Origin of the sequence: Streptomyces sp. NPDC060198 (genome assembly GCF_042728415.1) — a bacterium.
GTDB lineage: Bacteria > Actinomycetota > Actinomycetes > Streptomycetales > Streptomycetaceae > Streptomyces.
The window spans coordinates 1-18,030 of record NZ_JBHWZJ010000130.1 but is presented as its reverse complement, the minus strand read 5'-3'; the positions used below and the strand labels follow the sequence as shown (position 1 = coordinate 18,030).

At 70.2% G+C, this 18,030-nt stretch carries 10 protein-coding genes; 1 reads left to right on the top strand and 9 read right to left on the bottom strand.

Annotation, left to right across the window (positions count from 1 at the left end):
* Nucleotides 1-34 precede the first annotated feature (34 nt).
* The 9 genes from ACFWEP_RS17840 to ACFWEP_RS17800 all read right to left on the bottom strand — a co-directional run bounded on the left by ACFWEP_RS17840 (nucleotide 35) and on the right by ACFWEP_RS17800 (nucleotide 14,901).
* A complete protein-coding gene (locus ACFWEP_RS17840) occupies nucleotides 35-505 on the bottom strand; it encodes a Dps family protein (RefSeq protein ID WP_387371243.1) in 471 nt (156 codons plus the stop codon).
* A 274-nt stretch (nucleotides 506-779) separates the two neighbouring features.
* On the bottom strand, nucleotides 780-1,163 hold the full coding sequence (locus ACFWEP_RS17835) for a helix-turn-helix transcriptional regulator (RefSeq protein WP_328719059.1): 384 nt from the start codon (nucleotides 1,161-1,163) through the stop codon (nucleotides 780-782).
* A gap of 109 nt (nucleotides 1,164-1,272) precedes the next feature.
* Entirely contained in the window at nucleotides 1,273-1,782 is a 510-nt protein-coding gene (locus tag ACFWEP_RS17830) for a CinA family protein (protein WP_387371242.1), read from the bottom strand.
* Nucleotides 1,779-2,636 (bottom strand): CDP-diacylglycerol--glycerol-3-phosphate 3-phosphatidyltransferase, encoded by an 858-nt coding sequence (gene pgsA / locus ACFWEP_RS17825; protein ID WP_387371241.1) that lies wholly within the window; start codon nucleotides 2,634-2,636, stop codon nucleotides 1,779-1,781. Before pgsA ends, ACFWEP_RS17830 begins: the two co-directional genes overlap by 4 nt.
* Complete coding sequence (rimO, locus tag ACFWEP_RS17820) at nucleotides 2,633-4,111, bottom strand: 30S ribosomal protein S12 methylthiotransferase RimO (RefSeq protein ID WP_387371240.1); 1,479 nt, start codon at nucleotides 4,109-4,111, stop codon at nucleotides 2,633-2,635. Before rimO ends, pgsA begins: the two co-directional genes overlap by 4 nt.
* Before the next feature lie 256 nt (nucleotides 4,112-4,367).
* A complete protein-coding gene (locus ACFWEP_RS17815; protein WP_387371239.1) occupies nucleotides 4,368-5,168 on the bottom strand; it encodes a helix-turn-helix domain-containing protein in 801 nt (266 codons plus the stop codon).
* Between the two features lie 233 nt (nucleotides 5,169-5,401).
* Nucleotides 5,402-8,215 carry a DNA translocase FtsK gene (locus tag ACFWEP_RS17810; protein WP_387371238.1) on the bottom strand — a complete coding sequence of 938 codons (2,814 nt, stop codon included), beginning with the start codon at nucleotides 8,213-8,215 and terminating at the stop codon, nucleotides 5,402-5,404.
* A gap of 311 nt (nucleotides 8,216-8,526) precedes the next feature.
* Complete coding sequence (locus ACFWEP_RS17805) at nucleotides 8,527-9,201, bottom strand: response regulator (protein ID WP_328719064.1); 675 nt, start codon at nucleotides 9,199-9,201, stop codon at nucleotides 8,527-8,529.
* A 270-nt stretch (nucleotides 9,202-9,471) separates the two neighbouring features.
* On the bottom strand, nucleotides 9,472-14,901 hold the full coding sequence (locus ACFWEP_RS17800) for a HAMP domain-containing protein (RefSeq protein ID WP_387371237.1): 5,430 nt from the start codon (nucleotides 14,899-14,901) through the stop codon (nucleotides 9,472-9,474).
* A gap of 485 nt (nucleotides 14,902-15,386) precedes the next feature.
* Between ACFWEP_RS17800 and ACFWEP_RS17795 the strand changes: the two genes are divergently transcribed.
* Entirely contained in the window at nucleotides 15,387-18,011 is a 2,625-nt protein-coding gene (locus ACFWEP_RS17795) for a SpoIIE family protein phosphatase (protein ID WP_387371236.1), read from the top strand.
* The last annotated feature ends 19 nt before the right edge of the window (nucleotides 18,012-18,030 follow it).

The following is an 18,030-nucleotide window of genomic DNA, read 5'->3' as shown; positions in this document are numbered from 1 at the left end:
CCGCGAGGCTCACGCGCCTCGCGGCCCGGCCGGCTCAGGCACTCTCCGCCTGGAACATCCAGGCGTGCTTCTCGAGGTCGGCGGCCACGGCGATCAGGGTGTCCTGGCTCACCGGGTCGGGGTCGGCGGTGGCGTCGATCCGCTCACGCATCCGGCCGATCACGATCTCCAGCGCGTCCACCAGGACCTTCACGGCATCGACGTCCTTGATCCAGCCGTCCGGCACGACGTCGATGGCGGTCGTCCGTGCGATGGTCGCGGACCGCCCGTCCGGGTTGACGCCGACGGCCGAGGCACGCTCGGCAACCGTGTCGGAGTGCTGGCGCGCGGTGTCCACGACCTCGTCGAGCTGGAGGTGCACGGAGCGGAAGCGCGGGCCGACGACGTTCCAGTGGACCTGCTTCGCGGCCAGCGAGAGGTCGACCAGGTCGACCAGGGCGCCCTGGAGCGCCTCGCCCACCGTCTTGAGGTCGGCATCGGAAAGCGGGCTCTTCACGACAGACATGCACTCTCTCCGTTCTGTCGGTGTCCGGGGCGGGCCCACGGCCCTTTCCCGTCGCACCGGCGGTTGCGTCGGCTGGTTCGGCAGCCGCTGTCGGCACGCCATCCACGATGGCACATAAGACGACAAAGCGACCATCCGCAGCCTCGCTCTCCGTGTGCCCCGTGAACCGCCGCCCACACCCTCGCGACGCACGGACGGAGCGCGCGCACGACAGAACCCCGGCCAGCCCCACGAGGGGCCGACCGGGGTCCACTGTCACACCGGACCGTGCGGGTCAGGCAGCGACGACCTCCACCGCCTCCGCGGGCGCCTTGATCGTCACCCGACCCGCCGGTACACCCGCCACCGATGCCACGGAGACGGAGTTGAGCATGGGGCGAACCGGCACGTGGACCGGATCACTGGCTGCCGCCGACGCGGCGAGTTCGGCGAGTGACAGCTCATCGCTCACTTCACGCATGAGCTCGGACATCCGTACGTCAAGCGCGTCGCAAATCGCGGAGAGCAGCTCGGAGGATGCCTCCTTCTGCCCCCGCTCCACCTCGGAGAGATAGCCGAGCGAGACCCGGGCGGACGAGGAGACTTCGCGCAGAGTACGGCCTTGGCGCTGGCGCTGCCGACGCAGCACGTCACCCAGCAGGCGACGGAGCAGAATCATCGGTGGCTCCCTCCTCGGACCGCGTAGCCGCATCCTTCACGCCCCACCGTACCGCTTAGCGCTGCGGCCGTGCGGGGAGCGATGTCGTGTTCTCTCAGGGCTGCAAACATCAATTCCCCCCGTTCTGTTCCGTATCCTGTGCCCTCGCATTTTCTGCGAGTTCGCCGGAGAGCAGCTCAAGGACGTGGAGCACGCTCTCTCTACGGATGTCCGTCCGCTCACCGTTCAACCGCAGTGCCGCGACTTTACCGACCCCGAGCGGTCCCGCGACCGCGACGAAGACGGTACCCACCGGCTGACCGTCCTGGGGTTCGGGGCCGGCGACCCCGGTGGTGGAGATCCCCCAGTCGGCGCCGAGCGCCGACCGCACACCGGCCGCCATACCGCGCGCGACCTCGGCGTCCACCGCTCCACGCTCCGCGAGCAGTGTCCGGTCGACTCCCAGCAGCTCGTGCTTCAGCGGGGTCGCGTAAGCCGTCACCGACCCCCGGAAGGAGCGCGAGGCCCCCGGCACGGCGGTGAGTTCCGCCGCGACCAGGCCACCGGTCAGCGACTCGGCCACCGCGAGGGTCTCCCCCCGCTCCGCGAGATGCCGCAGTACCCGGGCCGCGAGGGTCACCTCTCGGCCTCGGCGGGGTCGCCCACCACGGCTTGGGGGAGTGTCTCGCTCCCGGCGACCGCCGCCGGTGCGACGTCCGGTACGGCGGCGTCACCGGCGTTCCCCGCGAGCGCGGACGCCCCGGAGCCCCCGGCCACGGCCGCGGGCGCGATCGCAGCCGCGTCCGCGTCGGGGTCCAGCGCCAGGGCCACCGCTTCCACCGCCGCGACCCGTTCGGCGGCGAGCCCCTTGCGGCGCGCCACGACCGCCTGGCGTACGTAGTCGAGTCCGGTCACCACCGTCAGCACGACGGCGACCATCATCACCCAGAAGCGGAGGGTGGCCAGGGGGCCGGTGAGCGCCAGGACGTACATCCCGACGGCTGTTCCCTGAGCCAGCGTCTTCAGCTTGCCGCCCCGGCTCGCCGGGATCACGGCGTGCCGGATCACCCAGAACCGCATGAGGGTGATGCCCAGCTCACGGAAGAGGATCACCCCGGTGATCCACCACGGCAGGTCGCCCAGCCACGACAGGGCGATCAGCGCGGCCCCCATGATCGCCTTGTCGGCGATGGGATCGGCGATCTTCCCGAAGTCGGTGACCAGGTTGTACGTCCGCGCGAGGTGGCCGTCGAACAGGTCGGTGATCATCGCGATGGCGAAGGCCGCCCACGCCACGGACCGCCAGGCGGGGTCGTACCCGCCGTCCGCCAGCAGCAGCATCACGAAGCCGGGCACCAGGAGCAGCCGGATCATGGTGAGGATGTTGGCGATGTTCCACAGGCTGGCCTGGTTCACGGCCGCGGTGCCCAGCTTGCCGCCGCGGACCGGCGTAGCGCCGGAGCCGCCCGTCGCGGATGCCGGGGCTCCCGTCATCTGGCCGCCTCCGAGAGTGTGAGATGTTCGGCCACCAGGTCGACTCCCTCGGTGCCCACTGCCTTCGCCTCGACCATAAGGCCGGGGACGAGCCCTTCGCGTGTGGTGAAGACCACCTGGCCGTCCGTTTCGGGTGCCTGGTGCGCGGCGCGGCCGATCGCGACCGGACCGTCCTCCTCGGACTCCACGGACTCGACCAGCACCTGCAGGGTCTCGCCGACCCGCTCCTCGGCGCGCTGGGAGGTGAGCTCCTCGGCGAGCTGGGAGATGTGGGCGAGGCGCTCGGCGATGGTGTCGGCGTCCAGCTTGTTCTCGTAACCGACCGCTTCGGTTCCCTCTTCGTCGGAGTATCCGAAGACGCCGATGGCGTCGAGCCGGGCACCGGTGAGGAAACGCTCCAGCTCGGCGAGGTCGGCCTCGGTCTCGCCGGGGAACCCGACGATGAAGTTGGACCGGGCGCCGGCCTGCGGGGCCTTGGAGCGGATGGTGTCCAGCAGTTCCAGGAAACGGTCCGTGTCGCCGAAGCGGCGCATCGCGCGCAGTACGCCGGGGGCGGAGTGCTGGAAGGACAGGTCGAAGTACGGGGCGACCTTCGGCGTCGAGGTCAGGACGTCGATCAGCCCGGGGCGCATCTCCGCGGGCTGGAGGTAGCTGACCCGGATGCGCTCGATGCCGTCGACGTCGGCGAGCTCGGGCAGCAGGGTCTCCAGCAGACGGATGTCGCCGAGGTCCTTGCCGTACGAGGTGTTGTTCTCGGAGACCAGCATGACCTCCTTGACGCCCTGCTCGGCGAGCCAGCGGGTCTCGCCCAGCACGTCGGAGGGGCGGCGGGAGATGAAGGAGCCGCGGAAGGACGGGATGGCGCAGAAGGTGCACCGGCGGTCGCAGCCGGAGGCCAGCTTCACCGAGGCGACCGGGCTGGTGCCGAGCCGGCGGCGCAGCGGGGCGCGCGGTCCGGAGACCGGGGCGACACCGTCCGGAAGGTCGGCGGGCGCGGGGGCGATCTCCTGTGCGTGCCCGGGCAGGGCCACGGCGGCGTCCTGCCGTTCGGCGGGGCTGATCGGGAGGAGCTTGCGCCGGTCGCGCGGGGTGTGGGAGGCGTGGATGCCGCCGTTGAGGATGGTCTGGAGGCGGTCGGAGATGTCGGCGTAGTCGTCGAATCCGAGGACGCCGTCCGCCTCCGGCAGGGCCTCGGCGAGGTCCTTGCCGTAACGCTCGGCCATGCAGCCGACCGCGACGACGGCCTGGGTCCGGCCGTGGTCCTTCAGATCATTGGCTTCGAGGAGGGCATCGACGGAGTCCTTCTTGGCGGCTTCGACGAAGCCACAGGTGTTGACGACGGCGACATCCGCGTCGGAGGCGTCCTCGACGAGCTCCCAGCCGTCCGCTGCCAAGCGGCCTGCAAGCTCCTCCGAGTCCACCTCGTTACGGGCGCAGCCAAGCGTGACGAGGGCGACGGTACGGCGTTCGGGCATGGAATCAAGACTACTTCGTCGTGGCGGGCCCCCCGCCGCGCAGGGTTCCCGCTACCCGGAGTCACCTTCGCGCACGCGAACGCACGGAGCGCACCCGGCGGCAGGGAGGCGGCCGGCGCGGTGCGGAAGGCGACGAGCACCAGCGGCACATCGGTGGCCCGACCGGAACGCGACGAGCGCCCGGCAGCGGGGCCGGGCGCTCGTCGTGATCGGGGTGGGACACCAGGTCGGGCGGTGGTTCGGGAAGCGGGCGTTCTCAGCCCGCCTCGGGGTCGCCCTTCGCGTAGGAAAGTCGCTCGACCTGTCCGGGTTCGAACTGGTCCTCGACCTTCTTGCCGTTCACGAAGAGATCGATGGATCCGGCGTTTCCGAGCACGAGGTCGACACGCTCCTCGTCCTGGAACGTCTTCGACTGGCCCTGGAGAAGGAGTCCGTCGAAGAGGATCTGCCCGCTGTGGTCCTTGGCGGAGATCCAGCTCTTGCCCTCGGTGGCGCTGAGCTTGACCGTCACCTTGTCCAGCGGAGCCGCGGCGATGGCGCTCTCCGACGGCACGGGCTTGGGGTCGGCGGGCTTGGTGGGGGTCGGTTTGGCCGTGGTCTTCTGGGGCGTGGAGCCCTCGGCCACGTGTGCGGTGCTGGTTCCCTCGTCCTCACCGTCGAAGAGGGTGAAGCCGACGAAACCGACGACGGCGACGATGGCCGCGACCATGGCCGCGGTCCAGTTGGGCCGCCGGGGTTCCGACCGGATGCGTTCCGCTTCGAAGAGCGGAGCAGCGGGCGTGGGCACAGGACGGCCGCCGTGTTCGGCGTCGTACTGCTGGACCAGCGGTTCAGGATCGATGCCGACCGCGCGGGCGACGGTACGGATGTGACCGCGCGCGTAGACATCGCCGCCGCAGCGTGAGAAGTCGTCGTTCTCGATCGCGTGCACGATGGGGATGCGCACCCGGGTGGAGCCGCTGACTTCGTCGACCGTCAGACCTGCGGCGATTCGAGCCTGCTGAAGCACACGACCGATCGAAGGCCGGTCGTCTTCGGGGGAGTTGCCGATGGACACGGGGGCGCCTTTCGAGCGTGAGCCACCTGCTGGATGTTCAGTCTAGGGGGGGTGCGAAAGGGTGGGGCAACCGGGCGCGACGACTTGTACGCCATCGGGCCCGCCGGACAACCCCTTGGGCTGTATGGCGGGGGCGGCCACGGCCGCACCCTCCACTTGAACTTGACGTACGACCGGGCGCAACGGTTGCCCCCGCCGTCGGGGGAAGCGAATTCGCGATGCTTCCGTGACCGTCAGGGAGCTGTTTCCCCGCGGATCAGGGCCAACACCCCGTCGAGCTCGTCGGGCTTCACCATCACGTCGCGGGCTTTCGATCCCTCGCTGGGGCCGACGATGTTCCGTGACTCCATCAGGTCCATGAGCCTTCCGGCCTTGGCGAAGCCGACCCTCAACTTGCGCTGAAGCATCGAGGTCGAGCCGAACTGTGTGGAGACGACGAGTTCCGCGGCCTGGCAGAGCAGGTCCAGGTCGTCGCCGATGTCCTCGTCGATCTCCTTCTTCTGCTTCGTCCCGACCACCACGTCGTCCCGGAAGACAGGGGTCATCTGGTCCTTGCAGTGCTGGACGACGGCGGCCACCTCCTCCTCCGTGACGAAGGCGCCCTGCATGCGGGTCGGCTTGTTCGCACCCATCGGCAGGAACAGCCCGTCACCCTTTCCGATGAGCTTCTCCGCGCCCGGCTGGTCCAGGATGACCCGGCTGTCCGCCAGCGAGGAGGTGGCGAACGCCAGCCGGGAGGGCACGTTGGCCTTGATCAGCCCGGTGACGACGTCGACGGAGGGCCGCTGCGTCGCGAGCACCAGGTGGATGCCGGCGGCCCTGGCCAGCTGGGTGATGCGGACGATCGAGTCCTCCACGTCACGTGGCGCGACCATCATCAGGTCCGCCAGCTCGTCGACGATGACCAGCAGGTACGGGTACGGGGAGAGCTCCCGTTCGCTGCCCTCGGGCGCCTTGACCTTGCCGTCCCGCACCGCGTGGTTGAAGTCGTCGATGTGCCGGAAGCCGTACGCGGCGAGGTCGTCGTAGCGCAGGTCCATCTCCCGCACCACCCACTGGAGCGCCTCGGCCGCCTTCTTCGGGTTGGTGATGATCGGTGTGATCAGGTGCGGGATTCCTTCGTACGCGGTCAGCTCGACCCGCTTGGGGTCGACGAGGACCATGCGTACGTCGTCCGGGGTGGCGCGGACCATGACCGACGTGATCAGGCAGTTGATGCAGGACGACTTTCCGGACCCGGTCGCCCCCGCGACCAGCACGTGCGGCATCTGCGCGAGGTTGGCCATCTCGTAGCCGCCCTCGACGTTCTTGCCGAGTGCGACCAGCATCGGGTGATCGTCCTCGGCCGCGTCCGCGAGCCGCAGTACGTCTCCGAGGTTGACCATCTCCCGGTCGGAGTTGGGAATCTCGATGCCGACCGCCGACTTGCCGGGAATCGGCGAGATGATCCGGACGTCGGGGCTGGCGACGGCGTAGGCGATGTTCTTGGTGAGCGCGGTGATCCGCTCGACCTTCACCGCGGGGCCGAGCTCCACCTCGTACCGGGTGACCGTCGGACCCCGGGTGAAGCCGGTGACGGCCGCGTCGACCTTGAACTCCGTGAAGACGTTGGTCAGCGAAGCCACGACCGCATCGTTGGCCGCGCTCCGCGTCTTGCCGGGGCCGCCGCGCTCCAGCAGGTCGAGGGAGGGCAGCGAGTACGTGCCCCCGGAGAGCTGGAGCTGCTCCGCCCGCGCGGGCAGCGGCCGGGTCTGCTCCGGAGCGGGCTTGGTCAGGTCCGGTACTCCGGCGGGCGGCGCACCGGCGGGCCGGCGGCCGGTCCGCTCCTTGCCCGCCTCCTCCGCCGAACGGGCTCCGCGCGCGCCGGGAACCGGGCTGCCGGTCCGCTCGCGCTCACCGGCACGGTCCCCGTCGGCGGTGCGGTCCCGGTCGCCGAACACTCCCTGGGTGAGGTCGGCGACGACGGGCGAGGGCGAGATGCCGTTGAGGACCGCTCCGTCCAGCGCGGCGGCGGCAGCCGCGGCGACGTCGACGGCGTCCATCGGCCGGTTCGTACCGGGCTGCGCCGTCTGCCGCCGGGGCCTGCGACGCCGGGCCAGCGCCTCGGCCTCCGCGTCGTCAGCGTCGAACACCCCTTCGGGGCCGCGCCCGGGGGCTCGGCGCGTCCGGCCGGGCAGCGCCTCGCGCCACTGATCGTCGTACCGCTCGTCGTCCGCGTACGGCTCGTAGCCGTCCTCCGCGGCCGGCGCGTCGACGATCCCCAGCTTCGTCCCGAGCAGCCGGAGCCGCTGCGGAATCGCATTGACGGGTGTGGCCGTGACGACCAGAAGCCCGAAGATCGTCAGCAGGAGCAGCAGGGGAACGGCGAGGACCTCACCCATGGCGAAGACGAGCGGGGTGGAGACGCCCCAGCCGATCAGACCGCCCGCGTCCTGTATGGCCTCGGTGCCCGCCCCGCGTCCCGGGCTGCCGCAGGCGATGTGGACCTGCCCGAGGATGCCGATGACCAGCGCCGAGAGGCCGATGACGATCCGTCCGTTGGCCTCGGGCCGCTGTGGATAGAGGATCAGCCGCACGGCGACGGCGCCCAGCAGTATCGGCACGAGGAGGTCGAGCCGGCCGAACGCCCCGGTCACCAGCATCTCGACCAGGTCACCGACGGGTCCGCGCAGATTCGACCAGGTACCCGCGGCAACGATCAGCGCGAGACCCAGCAGCAACAGCGCCAGCCCGTCCTTGCGGTGGGCCGGGTCGAGTCCCTTGGCGCCACGCCCTATCGAACGGAACAGCGCGCCGACGCCGTGCGCCATGCCGAGCCAGACGGCGCGCACCATCCGGTACACCCCGTTGGTGGGAGACGCGGCGGGCTTTGGCGCGGGCCTCTTGGCCGCCGCCTTCTTGACCGGCACCTTGCGCGCGGGCACCCCTTTCCCGGCCGGCGCCTTTCTGGCGGGCGCGGCTTTTCTCGCCGGCCCCGGTGTACGGCCGACGCTCTTCGCGGTGCCCGCCGAGCTCTGGGAACCCTTGCCGGACGTACGTGAGGCCATGGGCCGAGGTTACCGGTGTCGACGCGTGGGGACACGTGCCCGTCGGGTTCACCCGACCGTGTCGGCTTGCGGAGGTGGAAAACTGACGCCGCTTCACCGTGGCGTCAAGGGGTGAAATCGTGCGCGGGGCAGCAGCGGCCACACCGGCGCCCCCGGTTCCGCACCGTCAAGCACAAGCGGACGGATTCCGGACGGCCACGCCATTCTGCGGCTGCCGATTCCGCACGATCGTCGATGCCGCGACGAGTGCCGCGCCGTCGCCAGTCCTGCGTCGTCGCCAGTCCTGCGCCGTCGCTAGTTCTGCGCCGCCGTCAGTTCTGAGCCGGCAGGATGCCGGTGGCGCCGTTCGTACCGGGCTCCAGAGCGTCGAGCGCCCGCCGCAGCCCCGTCAGCTTGCGTTCGAGATGCGCCGCCGTGGCGACCGCGGCCGCGTCCGCGGACTCGTCGTCCAGCTGCTTGGAGAGCGCTTCGGCCTGCTCCTCCACCGCGGCGAGACGTGCGGAGAGCTCGGCCAGCAGCCCGGCCGGCTCCCTGTCCTCGCCGGAACGCCCACCGTCCAGCTGAGCCCGCAGCAGGGCCGCCTGCTCCCGCAGCTTGCAGTTCTTCATGTACAGCTCGACGAAGACCGACACCTTGGCGCGCAGCACCCAGGGATCGAACGGCTTCGAGATGTAGTCGACGGCGCCTGCCGCGTAACCACGGAAGGTGTGGTGCGGGCCGTGGTTGATCGCCGTGAGGAAGATGATCGGGATGTCCCGTGTCCGCTCACGGCGCTTGATGTGCGCCGCTGTCTCGAAGCCGTCCATACCCGGCATCTGGACATCGAGCAGAATGACCGCGAAGTCGTCCGTGAGCAGCGCCTTGAGCGCTTCCTCCCCTGACGATGCCCGCACCAGCGTCTGATCCAGCGCAGAGAGGATGGCCTCCAGCGCCAGCAGATTCTCCGGCCGGTCATCGACCAGGAGGATCTTGGCCTTCTGCATCATGGCCCGCCCTCCTCATCCCGGCGTCGCACCGGGTGCCGCCCCAGGGGACGGCTCCGTATCGCCGTCCGTCTTGTGCCGGTCATCGTAGCCGCACCCCGACTGCCGCCACACCCTGTCACCGCGATGTCACTGTGCACATAACAAGAACGCGGCGGGAGTTCGGAAGGTTCCCGCCCGAGGAGTCTCTCCGCACTCCCCGGGAAGCCGGAGCGCGGGCGGTGCGGGAGCCCGCCCGGGCGGGGTGCCCCGCGGCACCCCGCCGTACCCGTGTCACTCCCCGCGCATCCACCTCTCCATGACGCCGAGCAGGTAGTCGGGGTCGACCGGCTTGGTGACGTAGTCGGAGGCACCGCAGTCGAGCGCCTTCTCCTTGTCGCCCTTCATGGCCTTCGCGGTCAGCGCGACGATCGGAAGAGCGGCGAACTGGGGCATCCGCCGGATCGCCGTCGTCGTCGCGTACCCGTCCATCTCCGGCATCATGATGTCCATCAGCACGACTGCCACGTCGTCGTGCTGCTCCAACACCTCGATCCCCTCGCGGCCGTTCTCCGCGTAGAGCACGGAGAGTCCGTGCTGTTCGAGGGCGCTGGTGAGGGCGAAGACGTTGCGGATGTCGTCGTCGACGATCAGCACCTTCTCGCCGCGGAACCTGAACGACCTGCGCCCCTCGGGCGCTTGTGTCCCCTGGACCCAGTCTTCCTGCGCGGCGTTCTCCGCGGCCGGGGCCGCCCCGGAGCCGGGGCGGTTGGGCGCGGGCAGCTCCGGGCGCCGGCGCGGATCGCCGAGTGCCTGGCGCCGGCGCCGGAACACACCCGCCGAATTGGCCGGGTCGCCCAGCGGAGCGGAATCGCCCTGGGACGGGTACTCCCCGCCGCCGGAGGACAGTTCCAAGGATCCGGAGCCGCCCTGCGGGTAGCCCTGCGCGGGCAGTTCGCCGCGGCGCAGCGGGAGGTAGAGGGTGAAGGTCGAACCCCGGCCGGGCTCGCTCGCCGCGTGGATCTCGCCGCCCAGCAGGCGCGCGATCTCCCGGCTGATGGAGAGTCCGAGGCCGGTACCGCCGTACTTGCGGCTGGTGGTGCCGTCCGCCTGCTTGAACGCCTCGAAGATCACCATCATCTTGCTGGACGCGATCCCGATCCCGGTGTCGGTGACCGAGAACGCGATCAGGTCGGCGTCCGCGTCCGGCAGCGAACCCGTCTCCAGCAGGTTCTCCCTGATGGCGTTCGGGACGTCCGGTCCGGCCGGCCGGATCACCAGCTCCACCGCGCCGCCGTCGGTGAACTTCACCGCGTTGGAGAGCAGGTTGCGCAGCACCTGGAGCAGTCGCTGCTCGTCGGTGTGGAGGGTGGCGGGCAGTTCGGGTGAGACGCGTACGGAGAAGTCGAGCCCCTTCTCGGCGGTCAGCGGCCGGAAGGTCGCCTCCACGTAGTCGACCAGCTGGACCAGCGCGATACGGGTCGGGCTGACGTCCATCTTGCCTGCCTCGACCTTGGAGAGGTCGAGGATGTCGTTGATCAGCTGGAGCAGGTCGGACCCGGCCCCGTGGATCGTCTCGGCGAACTCCACCTGCTTGGGCGAGAGGTTGCCCTCGGCGTTGTCCGCGAGCAACTTGGCCAGGATCAGCAGCGAGTTGAGCGGTGTCCGCAGCTCGTGCGACATGTTCGCCAGGAACTCCGACTTGTACCGCATCGAGACGGCGAGCTGTTCGGCGCGCTCCTGCAGGACCTGCCGGGCTTCCTCGATCTCGGTGTTCTTCAGCTCGATGTCGCGGTTCTGCCGCGCCAGCAGCTCGGCCTTGTCCTCCAGTTCGGCGTTGGACGCCTGGAGGGCCTTCTGCCGGTTCTCCAACTCCTCCGAACGGTCCCGGAGCTGTTCGGTCAGCTCCTGGGACTGTTCCAGCAGCTTCTCGGTCCTGGTGTTGACGCTGATGGTGTTGACGCTCGTCGCGATCATCTCGGCGAGCTGGTTCAGGAAGTCCCGCTGGATCTGGGTGAACGGCTGGAAGGAGGCGAGCTCGATCACGCCGAGGACCTTGCCCTCGAAGAGCACCGGCAGCACGATCACATGCGCCGGGGGTGCCTCGCCGAGCCCCGAGGAGATCTTCAGGTACGCGGGCGGCGCGCTGTCCACCTGGATGGTCCGCTTCTCCGAGGCGGACTGTCCGATGAGCGACTCGCCGGGCCGGAAGGAAGTCGGCATCGACCCCACCGAGTATCCGTAACTGCCGCGCATCCGCAGCTCGTACGCGCTTTCGGCACTGGCGTCCGCGCCCACCTCGTCGGTGTCGCCCGCCGCCATGGCCATGAAGAACGCGCCGTGCTGGGCGGAGACCACCGGGGTCAGCTCGCTCATGATCAGCGAGGCCACGTCGTCCAGGTCGCGCCGCCCCTGCATCAGGCCGGAGATCCTGGCGAGGTTGCCCTTCAGCCAGTCCTGCTCCTTGTTGGCGAGGGTGGTGTCGCGCAGGTTGGCGATCATCGTGTTGATGTTGTCCTGCAGCACCTGGATCTCGCCGGCGGCGTCCACGTCGATCTTCAGGTTCAGATCGCCGCGCGTCACCGCGGTGGCGACGGCCGCGATGGCCCGCACCTGCCGGGTGAGGTTCCCGGCCATCTCGTTCACCGACTCGGTGAGGTCGCGCCAGGTGCCGTCGACGTCCCGCACCCGGGCCTGACCGCCCAGCTGGCCCTCGGTGCCCACCTCACGGGCCACCCGGGTCACCTGGTCGGCGAACGACGACAGCTGGTCGACCATCGTGTTGATGGTGTCCTTGAGCTGCAGGATCTCGCCCTGCGCGTCGATGTCGATCTTCTTGGTGAGGTCGCCCTTGGCGATGGCGGTGGTGACGGTGGCGATCTGCCGCACCTGTCCGGTGAGGTTGGAGGCCATCGAGTTCACCGACTCGGTGAGGTCCTTCCAGGTCCCCGAGACCCCCGGGACCCTGGCCTGTCCGCCGAGGATGCCCTCGGTGCCGACCTCGCGGGCCACCCGGGTCACCTCGTCCGCGAACGAGGAGAGCGTCGTCACCATGGTGTTGACCGTGTCGGCCAGTTCGGCGACCTCGCCCCGCGCCTCGACGGTGACCTTCTTCGTCAGATCGCCGTTGGCGACCGCCGAGGAGACCCTGGAGATGTTCCGTACCTGGCTGGTCAGGTTGTTGGCCATCAGGTTGACGTTGTCGCTGAGGTCCTTCCAGATGCCCGTCGCGCCGCGCACCCGGGCCTGACCGCCGAGGATGCCTTCGGTACCCACTTCACGGGCCACCCGGGCGACCTCGTCGGCGAAGTTCATCAGCTGGTCGACCATGGTGTTGACGGTCGTGACCAGTTCGAGGATCTCGCCCTTGGCGTCGACGGTGATCTTCTTCGACAGGTCGCCCTTGGCCACCGCGGTCGTGACCTCGGCGATGTTCCGCACCTGGAGGGTGAGGTTGTTGGCCATGCCGTTGACGGACTGGGTGAGGTCCTTCCACGTACCGGAGACCCCCTGCACCTCGGCCTGACCGCCGAGGATGCCCTCGGTCCCCACCTCGCGGGCCACCCGGGTCACCTGCTCCGCGAAGTTCGAGAGCTGGTCGACCATGGTGTTGAGGGTGTTCTTCAGCTCCAGGATCTCGCCGCGCGCGTCCACGTCGATCTTCTGCGACAGGTCACCGCGTGCCACCGCGGTGGCGACCTGCGCGATGTTGCGGACCTGGGCGGTGAGGTTGCCGGCCATGCCGTTCACCGAGTCGGTCAGATCACGCCACACCCCGGCCACTCCGGGCACCTGCGCCTGGCCGCCGAGCCTGCCGTCCGTACCCACCTCGCGGGCCACCCGGGTCACCTGCTCCGCGAACGCGGAAAGCTGGTCGACCATCGTGTTGATGGTGTTCTTCAGCTCAAGGATCTCGCCGCGCGCGTCCACGTCGATCTTCTGCGACAGGTCACCGCGTGCCACCGCCGTCGTCACCTGGGCGATCTGACGGACCTGGTCGGTGAGGTTCCCCGCCATGAAGTTGACGGAGTCGGTGAGTTCCTTCCACGTACCGGAGACTCCGTCGACCCGGGCCTGCCCGCCGAGGCGCCCCTCGGTGCCCACGTCACGTGCCATCCGGGTCACCTGGTCGGCGAACGAGGAAAGCTGCGACACCATCGTGTTGACGGTGTTCTTCAGCTCCAGCATCTCCCCGGCGACATCGACGGTGACCTTCTGCGACAGGTCGCCGTTGGCCACCGCCGTCGTCACCTGGGCGATGTCCCGCACCTGTCCGGTGAGGTTGCGGAACGCCGTGTTGACGGAGTCGGTGAGGTCCTTCCACGTACCGGCCGCGCCGGGCACCTCGGCCTGGCCGCCGAGCCTGCCTTCCACGCCGACTTCCCGCGCGACCCGGGTCACCTCGGAACCGAAGGACTGGAGCTGGTCCACCATCGTGTTGACGGTGTTCTTCAGCTCCAGCATCTCCCCGGCCACGTCGACGGTGACCTTCTGCGACATGTCACCGCTGGCCACCGCCGTCGTCACCTGGGCGATGTCCCGCACCTGTGTGGTCAGGTTCCGGAAGACGGTGTTGACCGAGTCGGTCAGGTCCTTCCAGGTCCCCGCCGCTCCGGGCACCTGGGCCTGGCCGCCGAGCAGACCTTCGCCACCGACCTCGCTGGCGACCCGGGTCACCTCGTCCGCGAAGGTACGCAGCGTCTCGGTCATCTGGTTGATCGTCTCGGCGAGCTGCGCGACCTCGCCGCGCGCACTCACGGTGACCTTCTGCGACAGGTCGCCGTTGGCCACCGCCGTCGTCACCTCGGCGATGCCGCGCACCTGGCTGGTGAGGTTTCCCGCCATGGTGTTGACGGAGTCGGTGAGGTCCTTCCACACGCCGGCGACACCGGGCACGGTGGCCTGACCACCGAGTTCCCCCTCGGTGCCGACCTCGCGGGCGACCCGGGTGACCTCGGAGGAGAAGGAGGAGAGCTGGTCCACCATCGTGTTGACGGTGTTCTTCAGCTGGAGCATCTCACCGGCCACGTGGACGGTGACCTTCCGCGACAGATCGCCCTTGGCCACCGCCGTCGTCACCAGCGCGATGTCCCGCACCTGCGCGGTGAGCCGGTACGCCATCGTGTTGACGGAGTCCGTGAGGTCCTTCCAGGAACCGGACATGCCGCGCACCTGCGCCTGGCCGCCCAGCTTGCCCTCGGTACCCACCTCGACGGCGACCCGTGTCACCTGTTCGGTGAACGCCGACAGCTGGTCGACCAGGTTGTTGACCGTACGGGCGACCTTCAGGAACTCCCCGCGCAGCGGCCGTACCGTCTCGTCCGCGGTGTGGGAGCGCAGCTCCATCCGTTGTTCGAGGTCACCGTCGGCCACCGCGGACAGCACCCGGCCGACCTCGGACACGGGGCGCGCAAGGTCGTCGACCAGCTCGTTGGACGCGTCGATCGCGGCGGCCCAGGCACCTTCGCAGGCGCCGGTCTCCAGCCGCTCGGTGAGCTTCCCCTCCCGGCCGACCACCCTTCGGACCCGGGCGAGTTCACCCGTGAGGTGGAGGTTGCGGTCCGCCACCTCGTTGAAGACGGCGGAGATCTCCGTCAACGGCCCGTCCCCCGAGACGGTGAGCCGCCTGCGGAAGTTGCCGTCACGCATGGCGAGCAGGGCGGAGAGCAGTCTGTTCAGAGCTGCCGCATCCACCTCGACGGTTCCTTGACGCTGTTTTTTCACGGGCTGTCCGCCTCTTGTACGCGTGCTTGAACCCCGCGCCGCCACGTCAGACTCCACCGTGTCCCTCCCGCAGGGTCGACCGTTTCGCTCGGGTGATTCTGAGAGAGCTTTCCCAGTTCCGAGGTACCTCACCGCCACAGCACACCGTCGACGGGTGCCCATGGAAACGTCAAATCCTTGAAACGTACCAGGCCCGCCCCCCTCGGGGGCGCCGATCGGATTCGTCACCCGCCGCCACCCGTCCCGCTTCCCGCCGCGGGCACCGGGCGGCACCCCGGAGATCCGCGCCGTGCGCCCGCGTACGCCCATTCCCCCCGTCCGGGGTGAAGTCCGGCCTCGTGTACCCGGCGGCCCCGGCGAGCGTCTAGCCTGGCCGAGGGCCGTCCGCTGGTTCGTCGCGCATCCGCCAGGACCACGGGCAGCTTTCGGGCGAAACGCAGCGGCGAGATACGGGCACTGGACTCGGGGAAGCGACGCGACACCATATGGGGAGTGCAGTGATCACCGCGCGGGCGGCCGCCACCTTCGAACCGGCCGGTCGCTCGGTAGCGACAGCCCGCGCCTTCGTCCGGGACACGCTCCAGGGCTGGGGCTACACCGACGTCATCGACGACGCGGTCGTCCTCACCAGCGAGCTGGTGACCAACGCGGTCGTGCACGCGGGCACCGCCGCGGACGTCCTCTGCCTGCGCACGGAGGACGGAGTACGCGTCGAGGTCGCCGACCACTACCCGGAGCGCGAGGTCCCGCTCCAGAGCACGGCGGTCGACTTCGGCAGCCCCGACCGGGAGGGCGGCCGGGGCCTGCTCCTCTGCGCCGCGCTGGCGTCCCGCTGGGGCGTGGAGTACACCCCCACCCGCAAACACGTCTGGTTCCAGCTGGACCTGCCCGACCGGCCCGTCGGCATCCGCTCCGCCGGCCCGCTGCTCCCCGTCGAGAGCCTGCCGGTCGCCGACCGCCGCATCCGGGTCGCCGTCGTCCAGATCGACATGGCCGGCGCCGTGGCCTCCTGGAACGAGGACGCCTCGTTCCTCTTCGGCTACGCCCCCGAACAGGTCGTGGGCAAGCAGCTCACCGAGTTCGCCGCCTGGCCGCAGACCCCGGGCACCAGCACCGGCATCGCAGCCGCGCTCCAACTGTCGCGCTGGGAGGGAAGCTACGGCTTCCGGTGCGCGGACGGCCGGGTCGTCCCCGTCTACGCCTCGCACCTGCGGGTCCGGGACACCGCGGGTTCCCCGTCCACGGTCTGCCTGATGGTCCGTGACGACGAGCGCGCGGTGCTGCAGAGCCCGGTGCGGGCACCGGTCACCGACACCGGCGAGAGCCGCTCGGCCGACCCCTTCGAGGTGTTCATCGGCTCCCCCGCACCCGACGACCTGGACGGACTGCTCCAGCGCACCGTCGAGCGGGCGCGGGACATGCTCGACGCGGACGCCGCCTTCCTGCTCCTGGCCACGGACGACGAGACCGAACTCGAGGTCCGTGCCACCACCGGCCTGCCCTCCGCCCGCCAGCGCTTCGCCCGGGTCCCCGTCGAGGCGGGCGCCGGCCGGTACGGCTCCGCCCGGATGCCGGCCGTGCACGAGGACCTGACGGCCGTGGAGGGCGCCGTTCCGCTGCTGGGCGGCACGGGGATGCGCTCGGTGGTGACGGTCCCGCTGAAGGTGGAGGGCCGGCTCACCGGATCGCTGGGCGTCGCGGCCGAGGCCGCGGGGCGGTACACCAACGAGGAGGCCCTGCGCCTCCAGTTCGCCGCCGACCGCATCGCGCTCGCCGTGGAGTCGGCCCGCCTGGGCGAGCTGGAACGCCTCCGCCGGGGCTCCCTCTCCTTCCTCGTCGAGGCGTCCGACCTGCTGGCCGGGACGCTCGACCGGGACCAGACCCTGGCCCTCATGGCCCAGATGACCGTCCCCAAGCTCGCCACCTGGTGCGCCGTCTACACCATCGCCGATCCGGCCTCGGAACCGTTCCTCTCCTTCGTCCTGCACGAGGACGAGGATCTGATCGACGGGCTCAAGGCCCTGCTGTCCCGCATCGACCCGCCCGAGCCCGTGCCCTCCCCGGGGGCCCGTGTGTGGGGCGCCCCGAGCAAGGCCGCCCACGAGGCGGCGCTGCGCACCTCGATGCGGAGCCTGAGCAGTGACGCTCCGCTGAGCATGGCCAACTCCACCCGTACGACGCTCGCCACGGCCGCCGCGGTGGGCGGGGAGACGGTCGTGCTCCCCCTCGTCGCCCGTAACCGTGTCATCGGCATGCTGACACTCGGCAAGCCGTCGGACGACCACTTCCGCCAGGAGATCCTGGAGCTCGCGGAGGACCTCTCCCGGCGGGCCGCCCTCGCACTGGACAACGCTCGGCTCTACTCCGAACGCACGGCCATCAGCCAGGCCCTCCAGCGCAGCCTGCTGCCCCCGAGCCAGCCGGTGGTACCGAACGTCGAGATCGAGGTCATCTACCGCGCCGCCGGCGAGGGCAACGAGGTCGGCGGCGACTTCTACGACGTCTTCCCGATCCGCGACGGCGTCTACGGCTTCGCCATCGGCGACGTATGCGGTACGGGTCCCGAGGCCGCGGCCGTCACGGGTCTCGCCCGGCACGCCCTGCGCCTGCTCGCCCGCGAGGGCTTCGGCGGTCCGGCGGTGCTGGAGCGCCTCAACGCGGCCATCCTCGACGAGGGCGCCCGCAGCCGCTTCCTCACGCTCCTGTACGGCGAGCTGCGCCCCCAGGAGGACGGCAGCGCCCTCCTGAAGGTCGTGTGCGCCGGCCACCCCCTGCCGCTCCGCCTCCGTCAGGACGGCACGGTGCAGGCCGCCGCCGAGCCACAGCCCCTGCTCGGCGTCATCGAGGACCTGGAGCTGTACGAGCAGGAGATCACGCTCGCCCCCGGCGACGTCCTGCTCTGTGTCACGGACGGCATCACCGAGCGCCGCGAGGGAACCCGCATGCTCGGGGACGACGGCCTGGCGGAGGTACTGGCCAACTGCACGGGGCTGACGGCCGGAGCGGTGGCAGCACGCGTCCTGCGGGCCGTTGAGCGGTTCGCCGCCGAGCCGGCCTCGGACGACATGGCCATCCTCGCCATGCGCGTCCCCGAACCGCAGACCATCTGATCCGGAGACTCTTCCCGGG

Bases quoted from the DNA above. Each gene is read 5' to 3' on its own strand.
- ACFWEP_RS17840 (WP_387371243.1), bottom strand. From the start codon at position 505: ATGTCTGTCGTGAAGAGCCCGCTTTCCGATGCCGACCTCAAGACGGTG.
- ACFWEP_RS17835 (WP_328719059.1), bottom strand. From the start codon at position 1,163: ATGATTCTGCTCCGTCGCCTGCTGGGTGACGTGCTGCGTCGGCAGCGC.
- pgsA (WP_387371241.1), bottom strand. From the start codon at position 2,636: ATGACGGGAGCCCCGGCATCCGCGACGGGCGGCTCCGGCGCTACGCCG.
- rimO (WP_387371240.1), bottom strand. From the start codon at position 4,111: ATGCCCGAACGCCGTACCGTCGCCCTCGTCACGCTTGGCTGCGCCCGT.
- ACFWEP_RS17810 (WP_387371238.1), bottom strand. From the start codon at position 8,215: ATGGCCTCACGTACGTCCGGCAAGGGTTCCCAGAGCTCGGCGGGCACC.
- ACFWEP_RS17805 (WP_328719064.1), bottom strand. From the start codon at position 9,201: ATGATGCAGAAGGCCAAGATCCTCCTGGTCGATGACCGGCCGGAGAAT.
- ACFWEP_RS17795 (WP_387371236.1), top strand. From the start codon at position 15,387: ATGGGGAGTGCAGTGATCACCGCGCGGGCGGCCGCCACCTTCGAACCG.